Genomic DNA, 17,930 nt, shown 5'->3' on the forward strand with positions numbered 1-17,930 from the left:
CGGGCTTCCCCTTCAGGAGAACTGACCCATGCTCAAGACGATCTATCACAAAAAGAATGGTCCGCAGGAAATGTACGAGATCGACGCTCGTGCAGCCGTTTCCCGTCACCCCGCCGAATGGTCGAACGAACCGTGGCCGGAGGGTGTGGCGGCGGTCTCCGATCCCGCCGAGCCCGGCACTGGTGGCGACGTCGTGGAAATCTACGAGGCGCGCGAGAAGGGAAAGGGCTGGTGGGCCATCTATGACGCCAACGGTGCCGAGATGGGCAAATCCATCCGCGAGGCCGATGGCATCGCCTTCAACCAGATGACGGCTGAAGACCGGGCTGAATATGTCGCCGCCCATGTGGCGGACAGCTGAGGCCAGCCGCTCTTTCATCGCGACCGGCTAGCTGAAGAACCTCGGAGCGTAATTGCTCCGGGGTTTTTTGTTGTGCTTTGCCCGTCCTTTCGCGGCCCGTCATTCTCGGCACATGGATAGGCTGTCGATAATCAATAATGCGCTCTTCGCAACCGGCAACGACGCGGTCAACAACGCGGACGGATCGGACGAATATCGCGTGGCAAACGGCGCCTTCGAGCGCTATTCCCTGGAAGTGATGGCGAGCCATCCATGGCTCTTCGCCACCACCATTGACGCGCTGTCGCGCGCTCCGGATACCGACAACAAGTCGCGCCGGTATCCTTACAATGCCTTCCGACTTCCGCCTGATCGGCTGCACGTCAAAACGGTTTTCTACCGCACTTCTGTCCTGACGGAATACGAGATCCTGGGCGATATCCTTTCCTGTCATTTCGAATCCGAGATCTATGTCGAAGTGGTGAAGGCCACCAACGAAGAACGCTGGCATCCTGTCGTGATTTCGGCTCTCACCCTCTATGTCGAGGCTGGAATTCTTCGTGGGCTAAATGAGGATTTCACAGAGGCCAGCCGTCGCGAAGGCCGTGCCGACGCTCTCCTAGTGGAAGCACGGCCAGCGGTCGATCAGCAGAACCCTGGGCGGAACCTGTTCCGCAGCAGCATTGCCGCAGCGCGAAGGACGCGCCGGGTATGAGCATCAAGGAGATCATCGTCAGGCAGCGAGATTTTTCAGCTGGGGAGATCAATCCCGATGCGTTACGTCGTGACGATCTAGAGCTGCTGAAGCTTGGCGTTCGCAAGGCGCGCAATCTGGTGTCGCTGCCAACCGGGGGGCTGACACGTCGGCAGGGCCGCCGGATGCTGTTTCAGGAGCTTGGCGTCAACGTCGATTTTAAGCCGTTCGATGACGTGGCTTACACGCTTGTTTTCACGGCTGGCGGCGTCAGTATTAGGTCTAGTAGCGGCGCTTTGGTGGCTAAACTCGCAGCCCCATGGAACTCTACCGATCTAGACTCGCTCGTGATCGAGTCCATGGACAACGAGGTGTTCGTTGCATGGGGCGCTGCTATGCGGGTGATCCGCGTTGATAAAGCAACCCGCGTCTGGTCTATTTCTGTATTCAAGTTCAAGACCGATATTGCCGGTGCAGTTCGTGTGCCGTTTTATCGCTTCGATGATACTGTGAACATCACAATGCAGCCGTCTGCTCTGACGGGCAGCATCACGCTCACATTCTCAGGCGCCGCGCTGAATAGCCTTCATGCTGGGACCGTGTTCCGGTACGGCGGGCGGCAAATTCTGATAAACTCGGTGCTGTCCTCGAAAGTGGCATCGGCCACTGTGTTGGAAAAGCTTCCTCCCACGTATCAGGTGACCGTCGCAGACGGCACCGGGTTTTCGGTCGGGCAAATCCTGGAGACAGACACAACGGGCTCCAAGGGCGAAGTCGCCGCGATTGCAGGCAATATCATCACGATGGTAGCGCTATATCGGCTTATCACGCCAGAGGTGAACGAGAAGCTGGTGAGCCCGTCCGCTTCCAGCAAGATCACAGCCGTGAGCCTTTCGCCATCTCCCGCTGCCGCGTTGCAGTGGGAAGAGCAGTTCATTTCCGACTATCGCGGCTGGCCGCGGTCTGTCTCCAAGGACAGGCAACGCCTCATCATGGGCAATTTCCCTCAGAAAAAGAATGCTGTGTTCTGGACTGCTGTGGGCGACAATCGCGATGGCCTGATTGGAGGCGACGCGCAAGACGCTATCTTGGAATTCATCGGTGAGGAATGCCAAGTCTTCCATGTTGTGGGGGGCTATGACGAATTTGCCGTTACCGACAAGGGTGTCTATTACATCCCCATTTCCGTGGGTGCGCCCCTTCAGCCTGGGTCCGTCGAGTTCCGTATCATCTTCTCAAGCGAGCTTTCCGACATCCGCCCAATCCAGGTTACCGAAGGTCTCATCTTTGTCGACAAAGCAAGAACCGGAATTTACGCGATCTCTGCCACGGGTCAGACCGCGCGCCCCTATATTGCAAACGAGATCAACCGGTTTCACCGACATCTGTTCTCGGACGTGAAGAGCATTGCTGCTACCTCGGCGACACCTGATTTCCCGGCGCGTCAAGTCTACGTGGTGAACGGCGACGGAACCTATGTCACGGGTCAATTCAATGCAGACCGGGAGTATGTCGGCTGGCTGAAGCAAGAAGGGGCCGGCAAGGTTCTCAGCGTTGCAGGGTCATATGGCAAAGCCATGTTCATGACGACTTATACGTTTGGAAGCACTGTGGTTGGTGTTGCCGAGCAACTGGATGGTTTGCTGCTTTGCGACTGTGCGAAGACGATCAGCACTTCAGACCCAGCGGATTTCTTGGAGTTTGCTGACGGAAGCCCATTGCGGTTGAACAGTGGCCAGCCTTTGTCTCTCTCCGCTGTTGCGGCGCTCTTCTACGCGGGGCGCACTGTTTCTGTCTATGGCGGCGGTTTCTATCTGGGTCCCGTTACGGTGCCTTCGGATGGAATCCTCACAGGGTTTTCGAATTACAGCGAAATCACGTTGGGCGTGGATTTCGATTTCTATCTTTCCCCGCTGTTCCCGAACATCGAGGGTGGGGAGGTTGCTGGCCAAGGTCAGCAAAAGCGCAAGATCGCGAAAATGAAGATCACGGTTCGCGACACTCAGGAATTTCAGGTGGGCAGCAAAATTCTCGGTTCATATCGGGGGAACGAGGACACGACATTGCCAGTGCCAGAACGTGATCAGACCTATCGCTATCGAGAAGTCGGACGATCAGAAGATCCGGAAGTCATGATCAAGAGCACTTTCCCCGGCCAGTTCAAGCTTATCGAACTCAACACCAGGATAACACTCTAATGGCAGCGATCGCACCCATTCTTGGCCTTGCTGGCTCCCTGGTCGGAGCCTACGGGCAATATCAGGCCGGCCAGTTTGCCGCCGCACAGTCTGAAAAACAGGCTGCTGTTGGGCGCGTGCAGGCTGATCAGATCGATTCCAGCTATCGCGACGAACTGAATTCCACCATCGCGAATATCCGCACGATCCGTGCTTCGGCGGGCGTAGGAGCGGGGTCGCCCACAGGCATGGCCGTCGAGGCGAAACAGGCCGCCACCAGTGATCGTGACCGCATGATTGATGTGGGGTCACGTCGAATGCAGGCGAATTCCGATGAGCAGGACGCCAAATTTCGGCGCTCTTCCGCAGGCTGGGCGCTCCTCGGCGGCGCGGCCACTGGTCTTTCCAAGTTCTATGGGTCGTAATTCATGGTCAAGCTTCCTGAAATCCAGCCTCGCGGGGCGGTCACGCGCGCCCCACAATCCTCTCTCAGCCCGGCAGAGATCGCCAACCCATTCCAGCAGATCGCAAACGCGCTGGAATCCTGGGGCGACACCTTCCAGAAGAAGGAAATGGCAGACGCCGCCACGGCTGGGGAGAACGCCGTCTATCGCGACCAGCAGGGGAACTTGAAGGTTGACCTGCAATCCAACCTCTCTGCGCGCGGTCGGGCCTATAATGCAGCCGCGGCGCAGGGCTATTCTGCCAGAGTGGCCGGGGACATCCGTGCGGCTGGCGTGCGGCTTTCAAACGAGGCCAAGGGCAATGTGGATGCATTCTCGGAGTCCTGGCGGGGCTTCCGCGATCAGATGTTAGCCAACACCCCGGCCGATTACCGCGGTGCTGTCACGACGATGCTCGACACAGAGGGGCCGCGCCTTCAGCTTGGGGTTTCCGAGCAAAAGCGGACTTCCGATCTGAAGGAATTCGAGGGCAACATCAAATCGGAAATTCAGTTTCTGGATGATGAGGCATCGACGCTTGCAAGATCCGGCGGCACGAACACGCCCGCCTATATGGAGAAAACCCAGCAAATCCGAACGCTGTATCAGCAGCTCGCGGACAACCCCGACTTTGTGGTGGGGCAGGGTGAGGCTGACATCGCGCTGAAGCGCATGGAAGGGCGCCATATGTCCGAGGCCATGCTCGGCCAGGTCGATAAGGCGCTTTCTTCGGCCAATGGCATCGCGGAGGCCCGCAAGCTGTCTTCGGCCATTCTTACCGATCCGAACATCCCGCTTTCTCCCGCTGAACGCCGTCAGTATGCCGGGTTGGCGAATGAGCGGATCAGCGGCTTCGTCGCGCAGGCGAAGGCCAACCTGAAGCCCGTACAAGATCGCTCCACCGCTATCCAGAAGCGACTGAAGGAAGGCGTTGGCCTCGACGCTGACGATATCGACCAGACGGCAGCCGAGCTTGCACGTGGCGGTGATCTGGCTGGGGCAACGGAGCTGATCAACTCCCGCGCTCTGGCACGGACGCTTCAGGTGTTCCGTGGTTCGGATAATCCGCAGCAGGTCGCGATGGCCGAGCAGGCGATACGGGGGCAGTCCGGTGGCTCGATCATCGACAAAATCGTGGGCGTCGAAAGCGGTGGGAACGATGCCGCACAGAATCCGAAATCGTCTGCCGGCGGCGCAGGTCAGTTCATCGATTCCACCTGGCTTTCGATGATCAAGAAATACCGTCCGGACATCGCGGAGGGTAAATCAGCACAGGAGCTGATCGCCTTGAAAAAGGACGGCTCGCTGTCGCGCGAAATGACCGCACGATATGCCCAAGAGAACAAGGATTTCCTTCAGTCGCAGGGGCTTCAGACCACGGATGGGAATGTCTATCTGGCGCATTTTCTTGGCCCCCGCGGTGCGGCGCAGGTGCTGAAAGCATCTCCGGGAACGTCCATCGCTGCAATTGTTGGGCAGGATGCCGTTAACGCGAATCCATTCCTGCAAGGCAAAACTGCCGCCGACGTGATCGCCTGGGCCGACAAGAAGATGGGCGGATCTGGAGTCGCCACATCCATCGATCCAGAGCTGGTGAAGGAATACCGGACCGAAGTCACCTCGGATGCCAAGGCGCTGTTCGCTGATATCAAGGCGGGGAACGACCGAGGCCTAACCCCCGCTGTCTCGAACATCGATCTTCTGAGCCGGCAGCTCGCCATGGTCGATGATCAGGATTTCCGCAAGGAGGTGGCAGACTATTTCACGGCGCAGGCCGCTACAGCTGGAGCCGCCGGATTGGCTCCCGCGCAGATGGAAAGCCTGATTGCCGGGCTGCGGTCAGATAATGCGGATGGGTTCACCGTCGCGCAGGCTCAAATTGTGCAGGGGCTGGAAGACACAGCCAAGGCGCAGCAGGAAGCTTTGAAAAACGACCCGCTCGGCTACGGGCTGAACCGCCGCCTTATTCAGCAGGTTCCCGGGCTCGATCTCCAGCAGCCGGAATCGTGGGCTCAGACCTTCCAGGGTTTGCAAAACGGGGTTGACGTGATGCGCGCGCGGGGTCTGACCGGCAACATCCCGGCGCTTCGGCCCGGAATGCAGCAGCAGGTTCAGCAGTTCCTGACCACGGCGACGCCGGGGGATGCTGTGCAGTTTCTCGGCACAATGCAGGCCAGCCTCAGTCCCGATACCTATCAGGCGACCATGTCGGCTATCTCGGGCAAGGGGAATGGAACGGCATTCGCCGCTGCGGGTGCGCTGGTAGGGGAGAACCCGCAGGCCGCCGAAGGCATATTGCGCGGGCAACAGCTTCTCGCCACGAACCCCAATCTGGCGCCCAAGAAAACGGACACGAACGCAGCAACCGTTGATGAGCTGCTGCCGCCCACTGTGTTCCTGCCTGCTATGGAAGGCGCGCGACAGTCGATCCTCGACGCGGCCACGGCGCGCTATGCGGACCTTTCCAGCCAGGCGGGCGATACCAGCGGCGAGCTTGACGAAACCCGCATGACGCAGGCCATCAACGAGGTAACCGGCGGTCTGGTCGACATGAACGGGTTTCAGGTGGTGGCCCCGAAGTATGGCGCGTCTCAGGACGACTTCGATCAGATGCTGGAATCGCTGAAGGATGAAGATCTTCGCGGCGCCGTGACACAGGATGGAACCCGGATCGCAGCCAGGGACCTGCTCAATCAGGGCCGTCTCACTGCACTTGCACCGGGCCGATATGCGCTTGCCTTTGGCCCCGCTGAGAACCCTCGTTATGCGCTTCGCCAGCCCTCTCCCGGGTCCTACGGCGGGCCGTCCGTGTTCGTCCTCGATCTCAGGGGTAAGTGATGCCGTTCCTTGTCGATGAAACCCAGATGCGCGGCGCGTTGGAAGCTGCCGCACAACGGCCATTCGAAGGTATCGATCCGGGTTTCGCCGCCCGGTTCTCCGCCGATCTGGAAGCCATGCAGAATTTTTCGAACTCCAATGCCGAGTATCGGACTCGCGTGGCGGCCGAGAACGATTTTCAGAACGAGTTCTATAAGGCCAGCGGGCAGATGCTGCCTAACTGGTCGGACAGCGTTCTCCCGTTCAAGCGCGAGGAGGCTGTGAAGCAGTTCGAGGCATGGAAAAAGAACAACCCCGATAGCAGTCTGGAATTCCCGACGCCGGAAGTCATCCGCCGCAAGGCAGACGAGAAGGCATTGCAGGCCCGGGAAAAATCCACGTCGCTGGCGGAGCGGTCCACCGGCTGGGGCTCCACCGTCGGCGGGGCGCTAGGCACCATGGCAGGGGCGCTCTCGGACCCGGTCAACCTGCTTTCCGGCGCCTTTGGTGGATGGGAAGGCGGTATCCTGCGGACTGCGCTGACCGAAGGTGCAATTGGTGTTGCGTCGGAGTCTGTGGTGCAGGCAACAGCATTTCAGCGGAAGCAGCGCCTGGATCCGAACTATTCGGCCGGCGACGCACTCTTTGAGGTTGGCGCGGCTGGGGTGGGGGCGGCTGCGCTGGGCGCTGGAATAAAGGGTCTGGCCGCCGCGTGGAGCCGAGCCAAGACGGGGTACTGGCCGTCGCACGTTCGGGATGTCGGGACCGTGGTGACGCGGGAAGCCGCTGTTCCCACCTCGCGACTGCCGAAAACCGTCGGCGGCGACATGGCCTATCGCAACGCGATCGACAAAGCGGCGGATGACCTATCGAAGGGCAAGCCGGTCGAGTTGCCGCCGGAAGTCTTCCTTGAAACGAACGTGCGGCCGGGCCGGGTCTATGACGCGGATGGCAACTCCATCGGCGTGAAGTATGAGGTGGTGGAGGCCGCCGATCTGGTCACATCCCATAATGACGCGATGCAGCCGAACCCGGCTTTCCCTGCCGAGCTGCAGCCACGTGACCGCTCCCGCGCGCTCTCTCACGATCAGATCAATTCCATTGCCGCTAATCTTCAGCCCGAGCGCCTTGGCCCTTCGCCACAGGCGGAGTCCGGTGCTCCCATCGTCGGGCCCGATGGGATTGTGGAAAGCGGGAATGGCCGGGTCATGGCATTGCGGCGGGCGTATCAGGACGCTGGCGTGCCGTCCGAGAACTATCGCAATTTCCTGCGCTCGCAGAACTTCGACATCGAGGGCTTCACTAACCCGGTTCTGATTGCCCGGCGTGTCACCGATCTGGAAGACAATGCCCGCGTCGGTTTCGTCACTGCTGCGAACCGTTCCACCGCGATGCGGATGGGTGCCTCTGAACAGGCCCTGTCCGACGCGCGCATGATCGATAGCGCGATGCTCGATACCCTTCAGGGGTCAGATATCAAGTCCGCGGCCAATCAGCAGTTCACGCGCGGGTTCATGGCCAAGCTGCCACGATCCGAACAGGGGTCGCTGATGGATGGCGGTGGTTTTCTCAGCCAGGACGGCGAGCGCCGCATCACTGCCGCGCTTATGGGGCGGGCTTACGGCGAGCCCGCGCTCCTCGGCCGGGCGCTCGAAGACACAGACAACAACATCAAGGCCATTGCCGGGGCGCTGGCCGACGCTTCCGGGCCGTGGTCGCGCCTGCGCGATGCTGTCACGCGGGGGCAGATACCGGCCGGGATGGATATCACCGATGACCTGATGAACGCGGTTCGCATGGTCATGAAGGCCCGCGATGAGGGCCGGTCCATGTCCGATCTGGTCAATCAAGCTGAGATGTTCGGCGGGCCGGATGAGCTGTCGAAGCTGGTGGCGCGGGCTCTGTTCTCGGATGGGGACCTGAAGCGGCCGGTAGGTCGTGCCCGTCTGGCCGCCTTCCTCAATGATTTCGCGGAAGAGGCGATGAAGAATGACGCCGGGCCGCGCCTATTCGGGGATGCTCTCGGCGCCCCAGACATCCTCAAGTCGTCGCTGGATCGTGTGGGCCGCTCGGATCTGGCGCAGATGGCAGAAGAGCAGCTTACGCCCGAGGCCATCGACAAAATCGCAGCCAAGCCTGAAACGGTTGAAGCCCATATTCAGGCAGCGCAACAGCTCCGTGCGGAGCGCCCGGGGATTACGGTTGATCTGGGCGACGGCATGGGCGAGCGATCCCTTGATGACATCCTGGATGAAGCAGATGATGAGATCGCCGCCGGCAAGGAAATCGAAGCCTGCGCGACTGGCACGGAGGTTGCCGCACAATGAGCATTGCCAACTGCCTGACGAAGCTAGTCGCCGCTGAGCGGATCACCCAGAAGCAGGCCGACGATGCGCTGGCGCTTCATGAGGGCCTTCAGCAGCGTCTCTATCCGACCATGGGGCCGGCATCCGCCGAGGCCGCATCTGCGCTGGAAGCTGCCCGCGTGATGATGCAGGCGGCCAAAGAGCGGAAATTCGCCGCGGCGAAACAGGCGATCGCTTATGCGCAAGCCCTTGACCGGATGGAGAAGCACCCTTCCGGAAAAACTGTGGGCCTCATGAGCATGATCGTTCGCGACAATCTTGAGGGCGGCGCGGCCATGGGCAATGCCATCCACATCGATGGTCACAGCGAGAACGTGACAAAGCGGTTGCTCGGCATGATGGACGGCGCGCTGAAGCCGTATGCCTCGAAGCTGGCCGGGCTGCGCCAGGACACGGAGTCCGTCTGGAACATTGCCCGCGAGTTGTTCGGGGACGATACCGGCGATCAGGCGGCAAAGGCGGCGGCGGTCGGCTGGAAGCAGACAGTGGAATATGGGGTAGAGCGCGCCAAGCGAGCCGGCAAGGTTCTTTCGGTTCTCGAAGATTGGCGCTTGCCGCAGTATTGGGACAGCACCCGGGTCCGGAAATTCTCACAAGCGGATTTCGTCAACGACCTGATGACCGAGTTCGAGGCCGGGAATATCAAGGTCATGGATAAGGCGGGGCAGGGCGAGGCACCCCGCGCCGCAGTCGGCGGCATCATCGCCAACGCCTTCAAGGATATCACCTTGGGGAAGGCTTCCCATGGCGCGGGCGGGTTCTCGAACCAGCTCCGGGTTTTCCGGTTCCAGAATGCGGATTCCTACGTCCGCTTGATGAAGAAGTACGGGATCGGTGATGGCGGCCTCTATAACACCCTTGTCGGCCACATCAGCGGCATGGGCCGAGAAATTGCCACTCTCGAGATAATGGGCCCGAACTACGAAAGCACCTTCAACAAGCTGTTGGAAATAGCCCAACAGGACGATGCGGTTCGAAACACGACCCTGCTTGCAAAGGCGAAACGGTCAATCACGCTGAACAGTCCCGCAGCCGTCAAGCGGACGTGGGACGCTGCCACCGGAAAGCTCGGCGTGGCTCAAAGCGAACTGATCGCAGGAATCGCCGGGGGGATGCGCAACATACAGACAGCCGCTCGCCTCGGGTCAGCCACTATCGCTGCGATCCCCGGCGACAGCTTTACGGCCGCGCTTGCCGCGAACCACAATGGCGTGCCTGCTGCGGCTGTGCTGGGGCGCCTGGTCAAGGACCTGACGGTGAACCGTGAAGGCGCTGAAGAGATTGCCCGCATGGTCAACCTGACGGCGGAATCCATCATCGATCATGCCCTAGGCAGCAAGCGCTTCGCGGACGAGGTGGTGGGGCAGGGTCTTACCGGGCGCGTGGCTGACACCACAATGCGGTTGACCGGCATCAACGTGTGGACTGAAGGCCTGAAGCGGGCATGGGCCATGGAGTTCAACTCCTTCATTGCCCGGCAGGCTGATCATGATTTCGAGGCCGTCGACCCGGCCTTTCAAGGTTTCCTTCGTCGCTATGGGTTCACGGCGGCGGATTGGGACAGCCTGCGCGCCACCCCAGCATTGCTTGCTGACGGTGCCCGGTTCTTCGATGTGAACGGTGTCGAGGATCAGGCGCTTGCTGACCGGCTGATGTCCGCCATTATCGATGAGCGGAAATTCGCGATCATCGAACCGGATTCGCGCATTCGCGGCGCCATGTCGGGCGGGCTCCAGCGCGGCACGTTCGTGGGCGAAATCGTTCGCAGCGCGACCCAGTTCAAGAGCTTCCCGATGACGTTCATGATGACCCACATGATGCGATCCGCGATACAGGATGGCATGTGGGGCAAGGTGGCGGCAGGGACAAAGTTGGTGACGCTGATGACGATTGCCGGCGCTGTCACCTCGCAAATGCAGTCGCTTGTCGCCGGCCGCGATCCGCAGGACATGAGCACCCAGCAGTTCTGGGCGCAGGCGTTCATCCGGGGCGGCGGCGGCGGGATGCTGGGCGATCTGGTCTATTCCTCCACCACCCGGGGCGGCGATGGGATCACGCAATACGTTCTTGGCCCGGGGCCGGGTGAAATCATTTCCAGCATTGGCGATGCCGCGCAGGCTGCTGCGGGGAACAAGGAGATGACGGGCAAGATGCTAGCTCAGCACCTCAAGGCCTGGACGCCCGGCTCCTCGATATGGTTCGCCAAAATAGCGACCGATCGCATGCTCTTCGATCAGGTGCAGGCAATGGTAGATCCCGACTATCGACAGACCTTTGCCCGGTATGAGCGCCGAATGAAAAAGGAATTTGGCCAGCAGTTCTGGTGGGGCCCCGGCGACATGGTTCCGGATCGTGCGCCGGATGCTGGTAAGGCGCTCGGCCGCTAGTTCTGTGCTTTGCCGGTATTCGAGAGTGGGGAGATTATCCTCCCCATGTCTACGACCGCTCCTGATGATCGCCTCACGGCTTATTCACCTGTCGTCGCAACCACTGAGTTTGCGGCTGACTTTCCGTTGTTTGCCGGGGACGATCTCGTTGTCGTTCACAACGGACAAATCCGCACCGATTGGACGCTGAGCGCAACCTTTTCCTCGGGGAAATCCGTTGACGCAAAAGCCGTTTTTTCTCCTGGGATCACCGGGGATGTGAAACTGGTGGGGTTGAGAATCCCCCGCAAGATTGGTGAGTTCCAAGCGGGTAGGCCTTTGCCGCCCTCCGATCACAATTACGCGCTGGATGTCGTAGAAGCTGAAATTCAGGAGCTTCGCCGTGATGTAGATCGTGCCCATAAGACCGCGTATGGGTCTGCCGGGGCTACGATTACGGGTCAGCAAATAGTGGACGCACAAACCTATGCTGAGATGGCGCAACAGGTTGCCGCGTCAATCGAAGCCAACAGCTATCCAGCGTTCACTATCCGTACAAAAGTTCTCGCGGAAGCAGGCTATCACCCTACGATTGCCCCCGACTATATCCAGACCATGGGTTATGCGACTGCTGGTGATGGCGGCGGTGCTTTGTATCGAAAGAATGGGTTGCCGACAGGCGATCTTGTCTTGATCACAAGCGGCGGCTCATCGGTGGGGTTCACCCAGGTTGTTTCGCCGTCGCGAACCCAGACGGTTGCGGATGCCGATGCTCTGGTTTTGGCGAAATCTGCCCCGATAGATACAGCAGCGTTCGACACTACGCTGGAACCGGGCTCGTCTTCCTCGTTCACGGACGCCGGAACAGTAAATCCGTCTTCTCCAGGACAGATTGACGTGAATGTCGGTGGGGTCACCCGGTTCTTTGTGCGCTCGAACAAGGTACTGCGACCTCAGCAGTTTGGTGCAAAAGCTGGAGGTAATCCTGCCGTCAACCGTGCGGCCTTGCTGGATATGTTTGCTCTGGCATCGGCAACCGGGCGTGTCATCGACATGGGTGATGCGAATGACGTTTATGAAATCAGTGACGTGATCCAGGTAACCTGGGCGAAGAAGCCGATCATTCGCGGTACCGGGGCCAAGGTAAAGCTGAATCGAGGCGCTAATCCGGCGACGACTTACGGGGTGCGATTTCTGGTCACAGACTTGGGTGTTGATCTGGAAGGGTTCGAGGTTGATGGAAATTTCCAGACGCCGAATCCATTCTGGATTGAAAACCAAGCCGCTAGTTATGTCGAGGCGAACGTGTTCGACGCGCGGCTGACGGGCGTCGGCGGTTCGAACGGATACCGAAAGACAAGCGGCGATTATGCAGGTCGCGGTTTGTGCATTCGTGGCTGGTTCCGGCATCTATACGCGCAAGATATTTTTTGCCGAGAGATGAAAATGGCAGCAGGGGCCGGTATCCTCGGGTCGGTCGGTATCGCCGGAATCTTTATCGGCCGTGACACGAATAACGCCTATCCGCTCTACAAAGATATTATCAACCCTGTTGCCGGCAAGATATGGTCTGAAGATAGCGCGTATGTAAGCGACATGGACGCTATGATGATCTTCGATGAAATTCCGACGTCCGAACTCGCGCGCAAGTTCGGGACAACCTCCATCCGAGGCGGACACATCAAGGATTTTTGGGGCCGAGGCATCAAAATCCAGGCGTCAAACGTTGACGTTGTCGGCACGAAATTCGAGGTTTCTAGCGCACCAGACGGCGGACGCGCGATAACCTGCGTTGATTTTCAGAATGGGGACGGTCGCTTTGCCGGTGGGTCACTATTCTGTCGTGGTGCTGGTGTTTCATATGCGGTGTCAGGAACGGCGCGGCCATATACAAACGGTTCTATGATTGTTGACGGCCTGCATGTGTCAGGCGTCGGCACGGTACCTGCGCTTGATACTCTTGTTCTCAAATATGCTGATGCTGGGGCCCTCCCAGGTTCGCTCTCAGTGGTAAACTGCGGCACTCAATACGTCGCCATCGGGTGTATAGCAGATTTCACCACGCGTGGTTCCGCAGAATCCTGCGTCGTGCGAGGAAACACTATCCGCAGTGTTTCCGTGGGTGGGGTCGGTGTCAAACTCACGGGGACCAATACGGGGAACGTCGCAAACCTGTTTTTCCGCGAAAATGTTAACATAGCGGCGTCTAACCGCAACATCTCGTCGGCCACCACGGTGACGGCTTCTGTTGTTGGTACTTCCGCCGACAATAAGTACTTCGTGTAATCACCTCGAAAACCCGGTTGACCATTATGCGGGCACCAGCCCGCTGGCTGTGCTTTGCATCAAGGGGGAGGAGCCAGCAATCATCCGTTCATTCAAGACAGGATGATTGCTGTGACCGAACAAGTTGAAAGCCCCGTGAAGCTGGCGGAATTGCCGGAAGAAACCCGCCAGTTCCTGGCTGAGATGCGGGGCGAAGATCTCCAGACATTGAAGGACGGCCTTCGGCTGGTGACCGCCATCCGGACAGTCGGAACCTTCATGAAGTGGGTGATCATTTCCATCGTCGGGCTCTTCGTCGGCATCGTCATGGTTTGGGAAAACATCCTGAAATTCCTGTCTTTCGTTGGGCCTCACAAGTGAAAGGGATGCTGTCATGAGCGCCGTGATTACCCGTATCGCTCTGCGGTACGCTGCCGCCACATTGATCACCAAGGGGCTTCTCTCCCCCGAGATGGGAAATGTCATTTCTGCCGATCCGGATGTGTTCCAGGCGCTTCAGTTTTTTCTGGGCTTGTTCTGCGGAGCGCTGTCGGAAGGATGGTACTATCTCGCGGTCAAGATGGGGTGGGCAAAGTGATGGCTGCCTCCAACTTCGACCAGTGCATTCCTGTTGTCCTCGTCTACGAGGGCGGGCTCTCCATGAACCGCAAGGATCCGGGCAACTGGACAGGCGGGAAGGTGGGGAAGGGCGCGCTCAAGGGAACGAAATACGGGATCGCCGCGCACTCCCATCCCAACATCGACATCAAGTCTCTGACCCTGGATCAGGCGAAGGAAATCTATCGCCGTGAATACTGGGTTCCGGCCGGATGCTCCACGCTTGTCCATGGCCTCGATCTGGCTGTTCTGGATGCCTCGGTTATGTCGGGTGTATCGCGTGGCCGGAAATGGCTGGCAGCCGTCGAGGGCGGCAAGGAAGTCGGCGTGGCGCTGATCCAGAAATATTGCGCACAGCGCATGTCTTTCGTTCGGTCGCTCAAGACCTTCGTCACCTTCGGCAAAGGATGGACGCGCCGCATTGCTGATGTCGAAGCGCGCGCGGTCAGGATGTATGCCAGCGAGTACGGCAAGCCGGTCAACGAAGTGATCGAGAAGGCAAAAGCGGAAGCCGAGGACGCAGCCAAGGACAATTCCGGGGTTGCCTCGGGAACCGCTGGCGGCGCAGTTGGTGGAGCGCTTTCCCTTGACTCGGTGTCCTCGCATCCCTGGCTGGTTGCAGCCGGCGCAGCAGTGCTGATCGGCATTCTGCTGCTGGCCCTGTCCCGCCGCTCGCTCAACAAAGAACGCGCGGCAGCTTATGCGCGCGTCGCTGCGGAGGGGTGAAGATGGCAAAGGTGACGGATCTCCCCGAGGTCGATGCTATCGTTGATGCGGACTATTTCTATGTCTGGGATGTAAGCTCTTCGAGCGCACCGGATAAAAAGGTGCCCGCGTCGAAAATGCGTCCAAGCGGTTCGAAGATCACGAACTATTTTCGGTTCGACGGCACGATAACCGTTCCAGCTCTTGCCTCGGGCGTCGAAGGCACTGCGACGATTGCGGTCGCAGGGGCTGCCGTGGGTGACCACACCGTTTTCAACCTGAAGGCCATCAACCCGGCCGGCCTCGCCATTCTGGGCTATACGGTGACGGCGGCTGACACGGTTACAGTCCTGTTCCGAAATGTGGGCGCCGGGGCCTATGCTGGCGCCTCGCTCGCCTGCACAGCGCTGGTGACCCGGTCACAGTAAAAAGCGTTCCCACACAGATGAATGGGAACGCTTGACTTCGGGAACACGATTGAGCAAAAACAACGCGCCCGCTTAGACTACGAATCTGGGGGTCAGGAGTTCGAATCTCTTCGGGTGCGCCATTTCTTCTTTCGAGTTTATTTTGGACTAGGCGACGCTACTAGTCGTTTTTTAGGACGCCTAGACTAGCGCCCGGCACGGGATAAGTGCGTTATAGTACCACTTTATCCATTGGCTATGACCTTGTTAGGTAGGGGCAAGCAGGACGGGCATCAAGCCGAGCTGTGCGAGAGGATTTGGAAGAGAGCGGTAAGACTATTGATATAGAAAGCCGCGCAACGATTTTCTCTACGAAGCTAAAGCACGTTTTCCGACACGTGTGGTGCGCGTTGCCGTGATCGAGGTGCAGATTGGTAACAATTGTCCTCTTGGCATCTGCGACGACAGGCTTGCCGTGATTCTTAACAGAGCGTTCGACCGACGGTTCAACGTAACGGCTCCAGGCAGTGCCTGAAGCGGTGACGTCACTTATCTAATATATAAATTGTGATATCTGTTATCGCCGCGAAAGTATTCTGGCTAAAAAGCAGGCGCCTAAACAACCGGCATAGTCTTACACAATTATGGCGGTGTGACTGCGCAAGCCGAAGTGCGAAGCGTTTATCCGCTCTCAATCGAATTCACAACCTATCAGCATTGAACGTGCGTCGCACGTCAAGTCCATAGTATGACATTGTATGAACCGTTGCGACGATTGTCATAAGAATGCAGGCGTTGAGATATTGTTCAATCTACTGAACGCGGGCGCCGATATGTCGCAAGTCCACCGTCTATGCGAGGAAGCTTGCTGTGGCGCATTCCATTACATCGAAATGTACTGCAAGCCAAAACGCATGCCCGTCAGAAACGGACCGCTGGCATCCGTCAAGCTCGCGCGGCTGCGGAAAAATTCGCCTCCGGTGCCTACGAAGCTTGGGGCTATTCCGCCTGTGATTCAGGCTTGAAATTTCCAGATTCTTAGGTTGAATAATGCAACTCTTTATGCATATTAGCCAAAAACATCAAAAGGTTTATTATATGCGCGATGTGCATATCCTGGAGAACAACCGCAATCTATTGCTGTGTGGCCTATCGCTGCTGCTTGTCCTCGTTTCGTCGACTATGTTTATTCATTTCGGAGGTCGAGTTTTTGCCTACGGAGGTTTGTTTTTGCTATTGCCTATAGTTTTTTTGGCAAGCAAATATAGAGTCGATCTGAAGTACAGTTCATACAAGAAAATTGCACTGGTTTGCATTGTTTCATTTATTTTGTATTATTTATTAAAGATATATTTTTATCCTTTGTGGTTGGTGCAGAAAAGAGCATTTGCTCACTTGATTATCTCAATGCTGCCTGGCTTTGCTTTTGGTTGTGCTCTTTTTGTCCGCGCGCCGGCATCTGTAATTGATCGACATAGCAAAAAAAATTCAATGTTGGCGATATGTTTGGTGTTGCTCGGTCATGTTATTCTTGTTTCCAGTGTGGCGCATTTTAAGTACGACGGACTTTGGTCGATGGATTTCCCTGATGGACGAAGCATTTACCAGCGACTTGGCGACATAACAGTTCTATCTTTCGTTTTTGTCATAGCGGTTTTCGAAAGGTCGAATGATGAACAAGGCGCACCGCAGAAAAAAATATCCCTTTATAAGTTTGCTTTCGCCGGTCTCTTGTGTGTTGTCTTTTTCTTTGAAGCTCAGTTTATTGGCTCCAATGCAGCGGCAGTTGTTGTATTGGCTTGCTATGCTGCCTGGTCGTTGGCGGTGATATATAAAAGCTTAAAAAGCGGCGGTGCGCAGGGGTACTGGCATGCCGCAAAGCTTGTGGCAATCGCTGCATTTTTGCTAGCGATTCTAGTTGGGTTTATTTCGGTTTGGCAGCCTTTGCGGTTGTTTAACTATACATCAGACCCATTTAGGATTCTTTCGATATTTAACCCCAATCGCGCAGAAGGGCTCGACAATCGATCAGCGCAACCACGAATTGGAACTTTGATAGAGAAAGAGGATTCTGATATACAGCCGGGTATTAAAGAAGAAGTCCCCACAAGCGTTACTAGCCGTATGGCCATCAACAGAAACTTCCTGGCTAGCCAGCTAAGCGAGGCTCCATTTATAGGAGACTTGGGTGTTGATCTCAAATTTGGCGGTTGGGGAAATTACTCACATTCGATATTATCGCTACAAACCCATTTGGGATTTGTCGGTACCTTTTTGATTTCACTATTTGTTGTTGTGCGTATATACTTTTTATATAGTCGACATAACTATTTGTCGCTGAAATCCATAACTCCGGTACTTTTGGGATTTGGAGCAATGGCAACGTTCTATAGTTGGATAGGCCTATGGTTCGTGATTGGCGCACTATTTTCTGACCTAGTTAAGGCCAAGGCTGTTCAGTGAGGTGATGGTCGTGCCATACAACGGCTTACATACTGGGCACCACCATAACATCGACTCATTCAGCGACAGCCGCTATGGCGTTTTGTGATCAGCACGAACAGCAGTACGCTCGCCATCGAGCCCATAGCCACTCTTAGAGCAGTGATATAGGCGGTAAACTTTCACCCGGCGGCGATCAAGATCTTTATGGTTTTGCTTTGCCAAATGATGCGGCGGGAGCAACTGGCGGAGCGCGCCGCTATTAGGTTGCGTGGCTGCTGTTCCGGTAG

General features: G+C 57.5%; 13 protein-coding genes. All 13 read left to right on the top strand.

Going from position 1 to position 17,930, the window contains the following annotated elements:
• Window positions 1-28 precede the first annotated feature (28 nt).
• Complete coding sequence (locus ACT54B_RS07940; protein WP_476044110.1) at window positions 29-361, top strand: hypothetical protein; 333 nt, start codon at window positions 29-31, stop codon at window positions 359-361.
• Between the two features lie 70 nt (window positions 362-431).
• A complete protein-coding gene (locus ACT54B_RS07945) occupies window positions 432-1,055 on the top strand; it encodes a hypothetical protein (RefSeq protein WP_476044111.1) in 624 nt (207 codons plus the stop codon).
• Entirely contained in the window at window positions 1,052-3,232 is a 2,181-nt protein-coding gene (locus tag ACT54B_RS07950) for a phage tail protein (RefSeq protein WP_476044112.1), read from the top strand. Before ACT54B_RS07945 ends, ACT54B_RS07950 begins: the two co-directional genes overlap by 4 nt.
• Window positions 3,232-3,636, top strand: coding sequence for a hypothetical protein (locus ACT54B_RS07955; protein WP_476044113.1), 405 nt, complete (start codon window positions 3,232-3,234; stop codon window positions 3,634-3,636). Before ACT54B_RS07950 ends, ACT54B_RS07955 begins: the two co-directional genes overlap by 1 nt.
• Window positions 3,637-3,639: 3 nt before the next feature.
• The gene (locus ACT54B_RS07960) at window positions 3,640-6,492 is read left to right on the top strand and encodes a lysozyme family protein (protein ID WP_476044114.1); all 2,853 of its coding nucleotides are present in this window, start codon (window positions 3,640-3,642) and stop codon (window positions 6,490-6,492) included.
• Complete coding sequence (locus ACT54B_RS07965; RefSeq protein WP_476044115.1) at window positions 6,492-8,798, top strand: hypothetical protein; 2,307 nt, start codon at window positions 6,492-6,494, stop codon at window positions 8,796-8,798. Before ACT54B_RS07960 ends, ACT54B_RS07965 begins: the two co-directional genes overlap by 1 nt.
• Window positions 8,795-11,224, top strand: coding sequence for a hypothetical protein (locus tag ACT54B_RS07970; protein WP_476044116.1), 2,430 nt, complete (start codon window positions 8,795-8,797; stop codon window positions 11,222-11,224). Before ACT54B_RS07965 ends, ACT54B_RS07970 begins: the two co-directional genes overlap by 4 nt.
• Window positions 11,225-11,269: 45 nt before the next feature.
• On the top strand, window positions 11,270-13,489 hold the full coding sequence (locus ACT54B_RS07975; protein ID WP_476044117.1) for a hypothetical protein: 2,220 nt from the start codon (window positions 11,270-11,272) through the stop codon (window positions 13,487-13,489).
• A gap of 111 nt (window positions 13,490-13,600) precedes the next feature.
• Window positions 13,601-13,849, top strand: coding sequence for a hypothetical protein (locus tag ACT54B_RS07980; protein ID WP_476044118.1), 249 nt, complete (start codon window positions 13,601-13,603; stop codon window positions 13,847-13,849).
• Window positions 13,850-13,862: 13 nt separating this feature from the next.
• On the top strand, window positions 13,863-14,066 hold the full coding sequence (locus ACT54B_RS07985; protein WP_476044119.1) for a hypothetical protein: 204 nt from the start codon (window positions 13,863-13,865) through the stop codon (window positions 14,064-14,066).
• On the top strand, window positions 14,066-14,812 hold the full coding sequence (locus ACT54B_RS07990) for a glycosyl hydrolase 108 family protein (protein WP_476044120.1): 747 nt from the start codon (window positions 14,066-14,068) through the stop codon (window positions 14,810-14,812). The genes ACT54B_RS07985 and ACT54B_RS07990 overlap by 1 nt, the downstream gene beginning before the upstream one ends.
• 2 nt (window positions 14,813-14,814) lie before the next feature.
• Complete coding sequence (locus ACT54B_RS07995) at window positions 14,815-15,219, top strand: hypothetical protein (RefSeq protein ID WP_476044121.1); 405 nt, start codon at window positions 14,815-14,817, stop codon at window positions 15,217-15,219.
• A 1,029-nt stretch (window positions 15,220-16,248) separates the two neighbouring features.
• Window positions 16,249-17,661, top strand: a complete 1,413-nt coding sequence (locus ACT54B_RS08000) for a hypothetical protein (protein ID WP_476044122.1) — start codon at window positions 16,249-16,251, stop codon at window positions 17,659-17,661.
• Window positions 17,662-17,930 lie beyond the last annotated feature (269 nt).

Source organism: Gellertiella sp. DMC107, assembly GCF_056313605.1.

Bases quoted from the DNA above. Each gene is read 5' to 3' on its own strand.
- ACT54B_RS07970 (WP_476044116.1), top strand. From the start codon at position 8,795: ATGAGCATTGCCAACTGCCTGACGAAGCTAGTCGCCGCTGAGCGGATC.
- ACT54B_RS07950 (WP_476044112.1), top strand. From the start codon at position 1,052: ATGAGCATCAAGGAGATCATCGTCAGGCAGCGAGATTTTTCAGCTGGG.
- ACT54B_RS07995 (WP_476044121.1), top strand. From the start codon at position 14,815: ATGGCAAAGGTGACGGATCTCCCCGAGGTCGATGCTATCGTTGATGCG.
- ACT54B_RS07960 (WP_476044114.1), top strand. From the start codon at position 3,640: ATGGTCAAGCTTCCTGAAATCCAGCCTCGCGGGGCGGTCACGCGCGCC.
- ACT54B_RS08000 (WP_476044122.1), top strand. From the start codon at position 16,249: ATGCAACTCTTTATGCATATTAGCCAAAAACATCAAAAGGTTTATTAT.
- ACT54B_RS07985 (WP_476044119.1), top strand. From the start codon at position 13,863: ATGAGCGCCGTGATTACCCGTATCGCTCTGCGGTACGCTGCCGCCACA.
- ACT54B_RS07975 (WP_476044117.1), top strand. From the start codon at position 11,270: ATGTCTACGACCGCTCCTGATGATCGCCTCACGGCTTATTCACCTGTC.
- ACT54B_RS07990 (WP_476044120.1), top strand. From the start codon at position 14,066: ATGGCTGCCTCCAACTTCGACCAGTGCATTCCTGTTGTCCTCGTCTAC.
- ACT54B_RS07965 (WP_476044115.1), top strand. From the start codon at position 6,492: ATGCCGTTCCTTGTCGATGAAACCCAGATGCGCGGCGCGTTGGAAGCT.
- ACT54B_RS07940 (WP_476044110.1), top strand. From the start codon at position 29: ATGCTCAAGACGATCTATCACAAAAAGAATGGTCCGCAGGAAATGTAC.
- ACT54B_RS07955 (WP_476044113.1), top strand. From the start codon at position 3,232: ATGGCAGCGATCGCACCCATTCTTGGCCTTGCTGGCTCCCTGGTCGGA.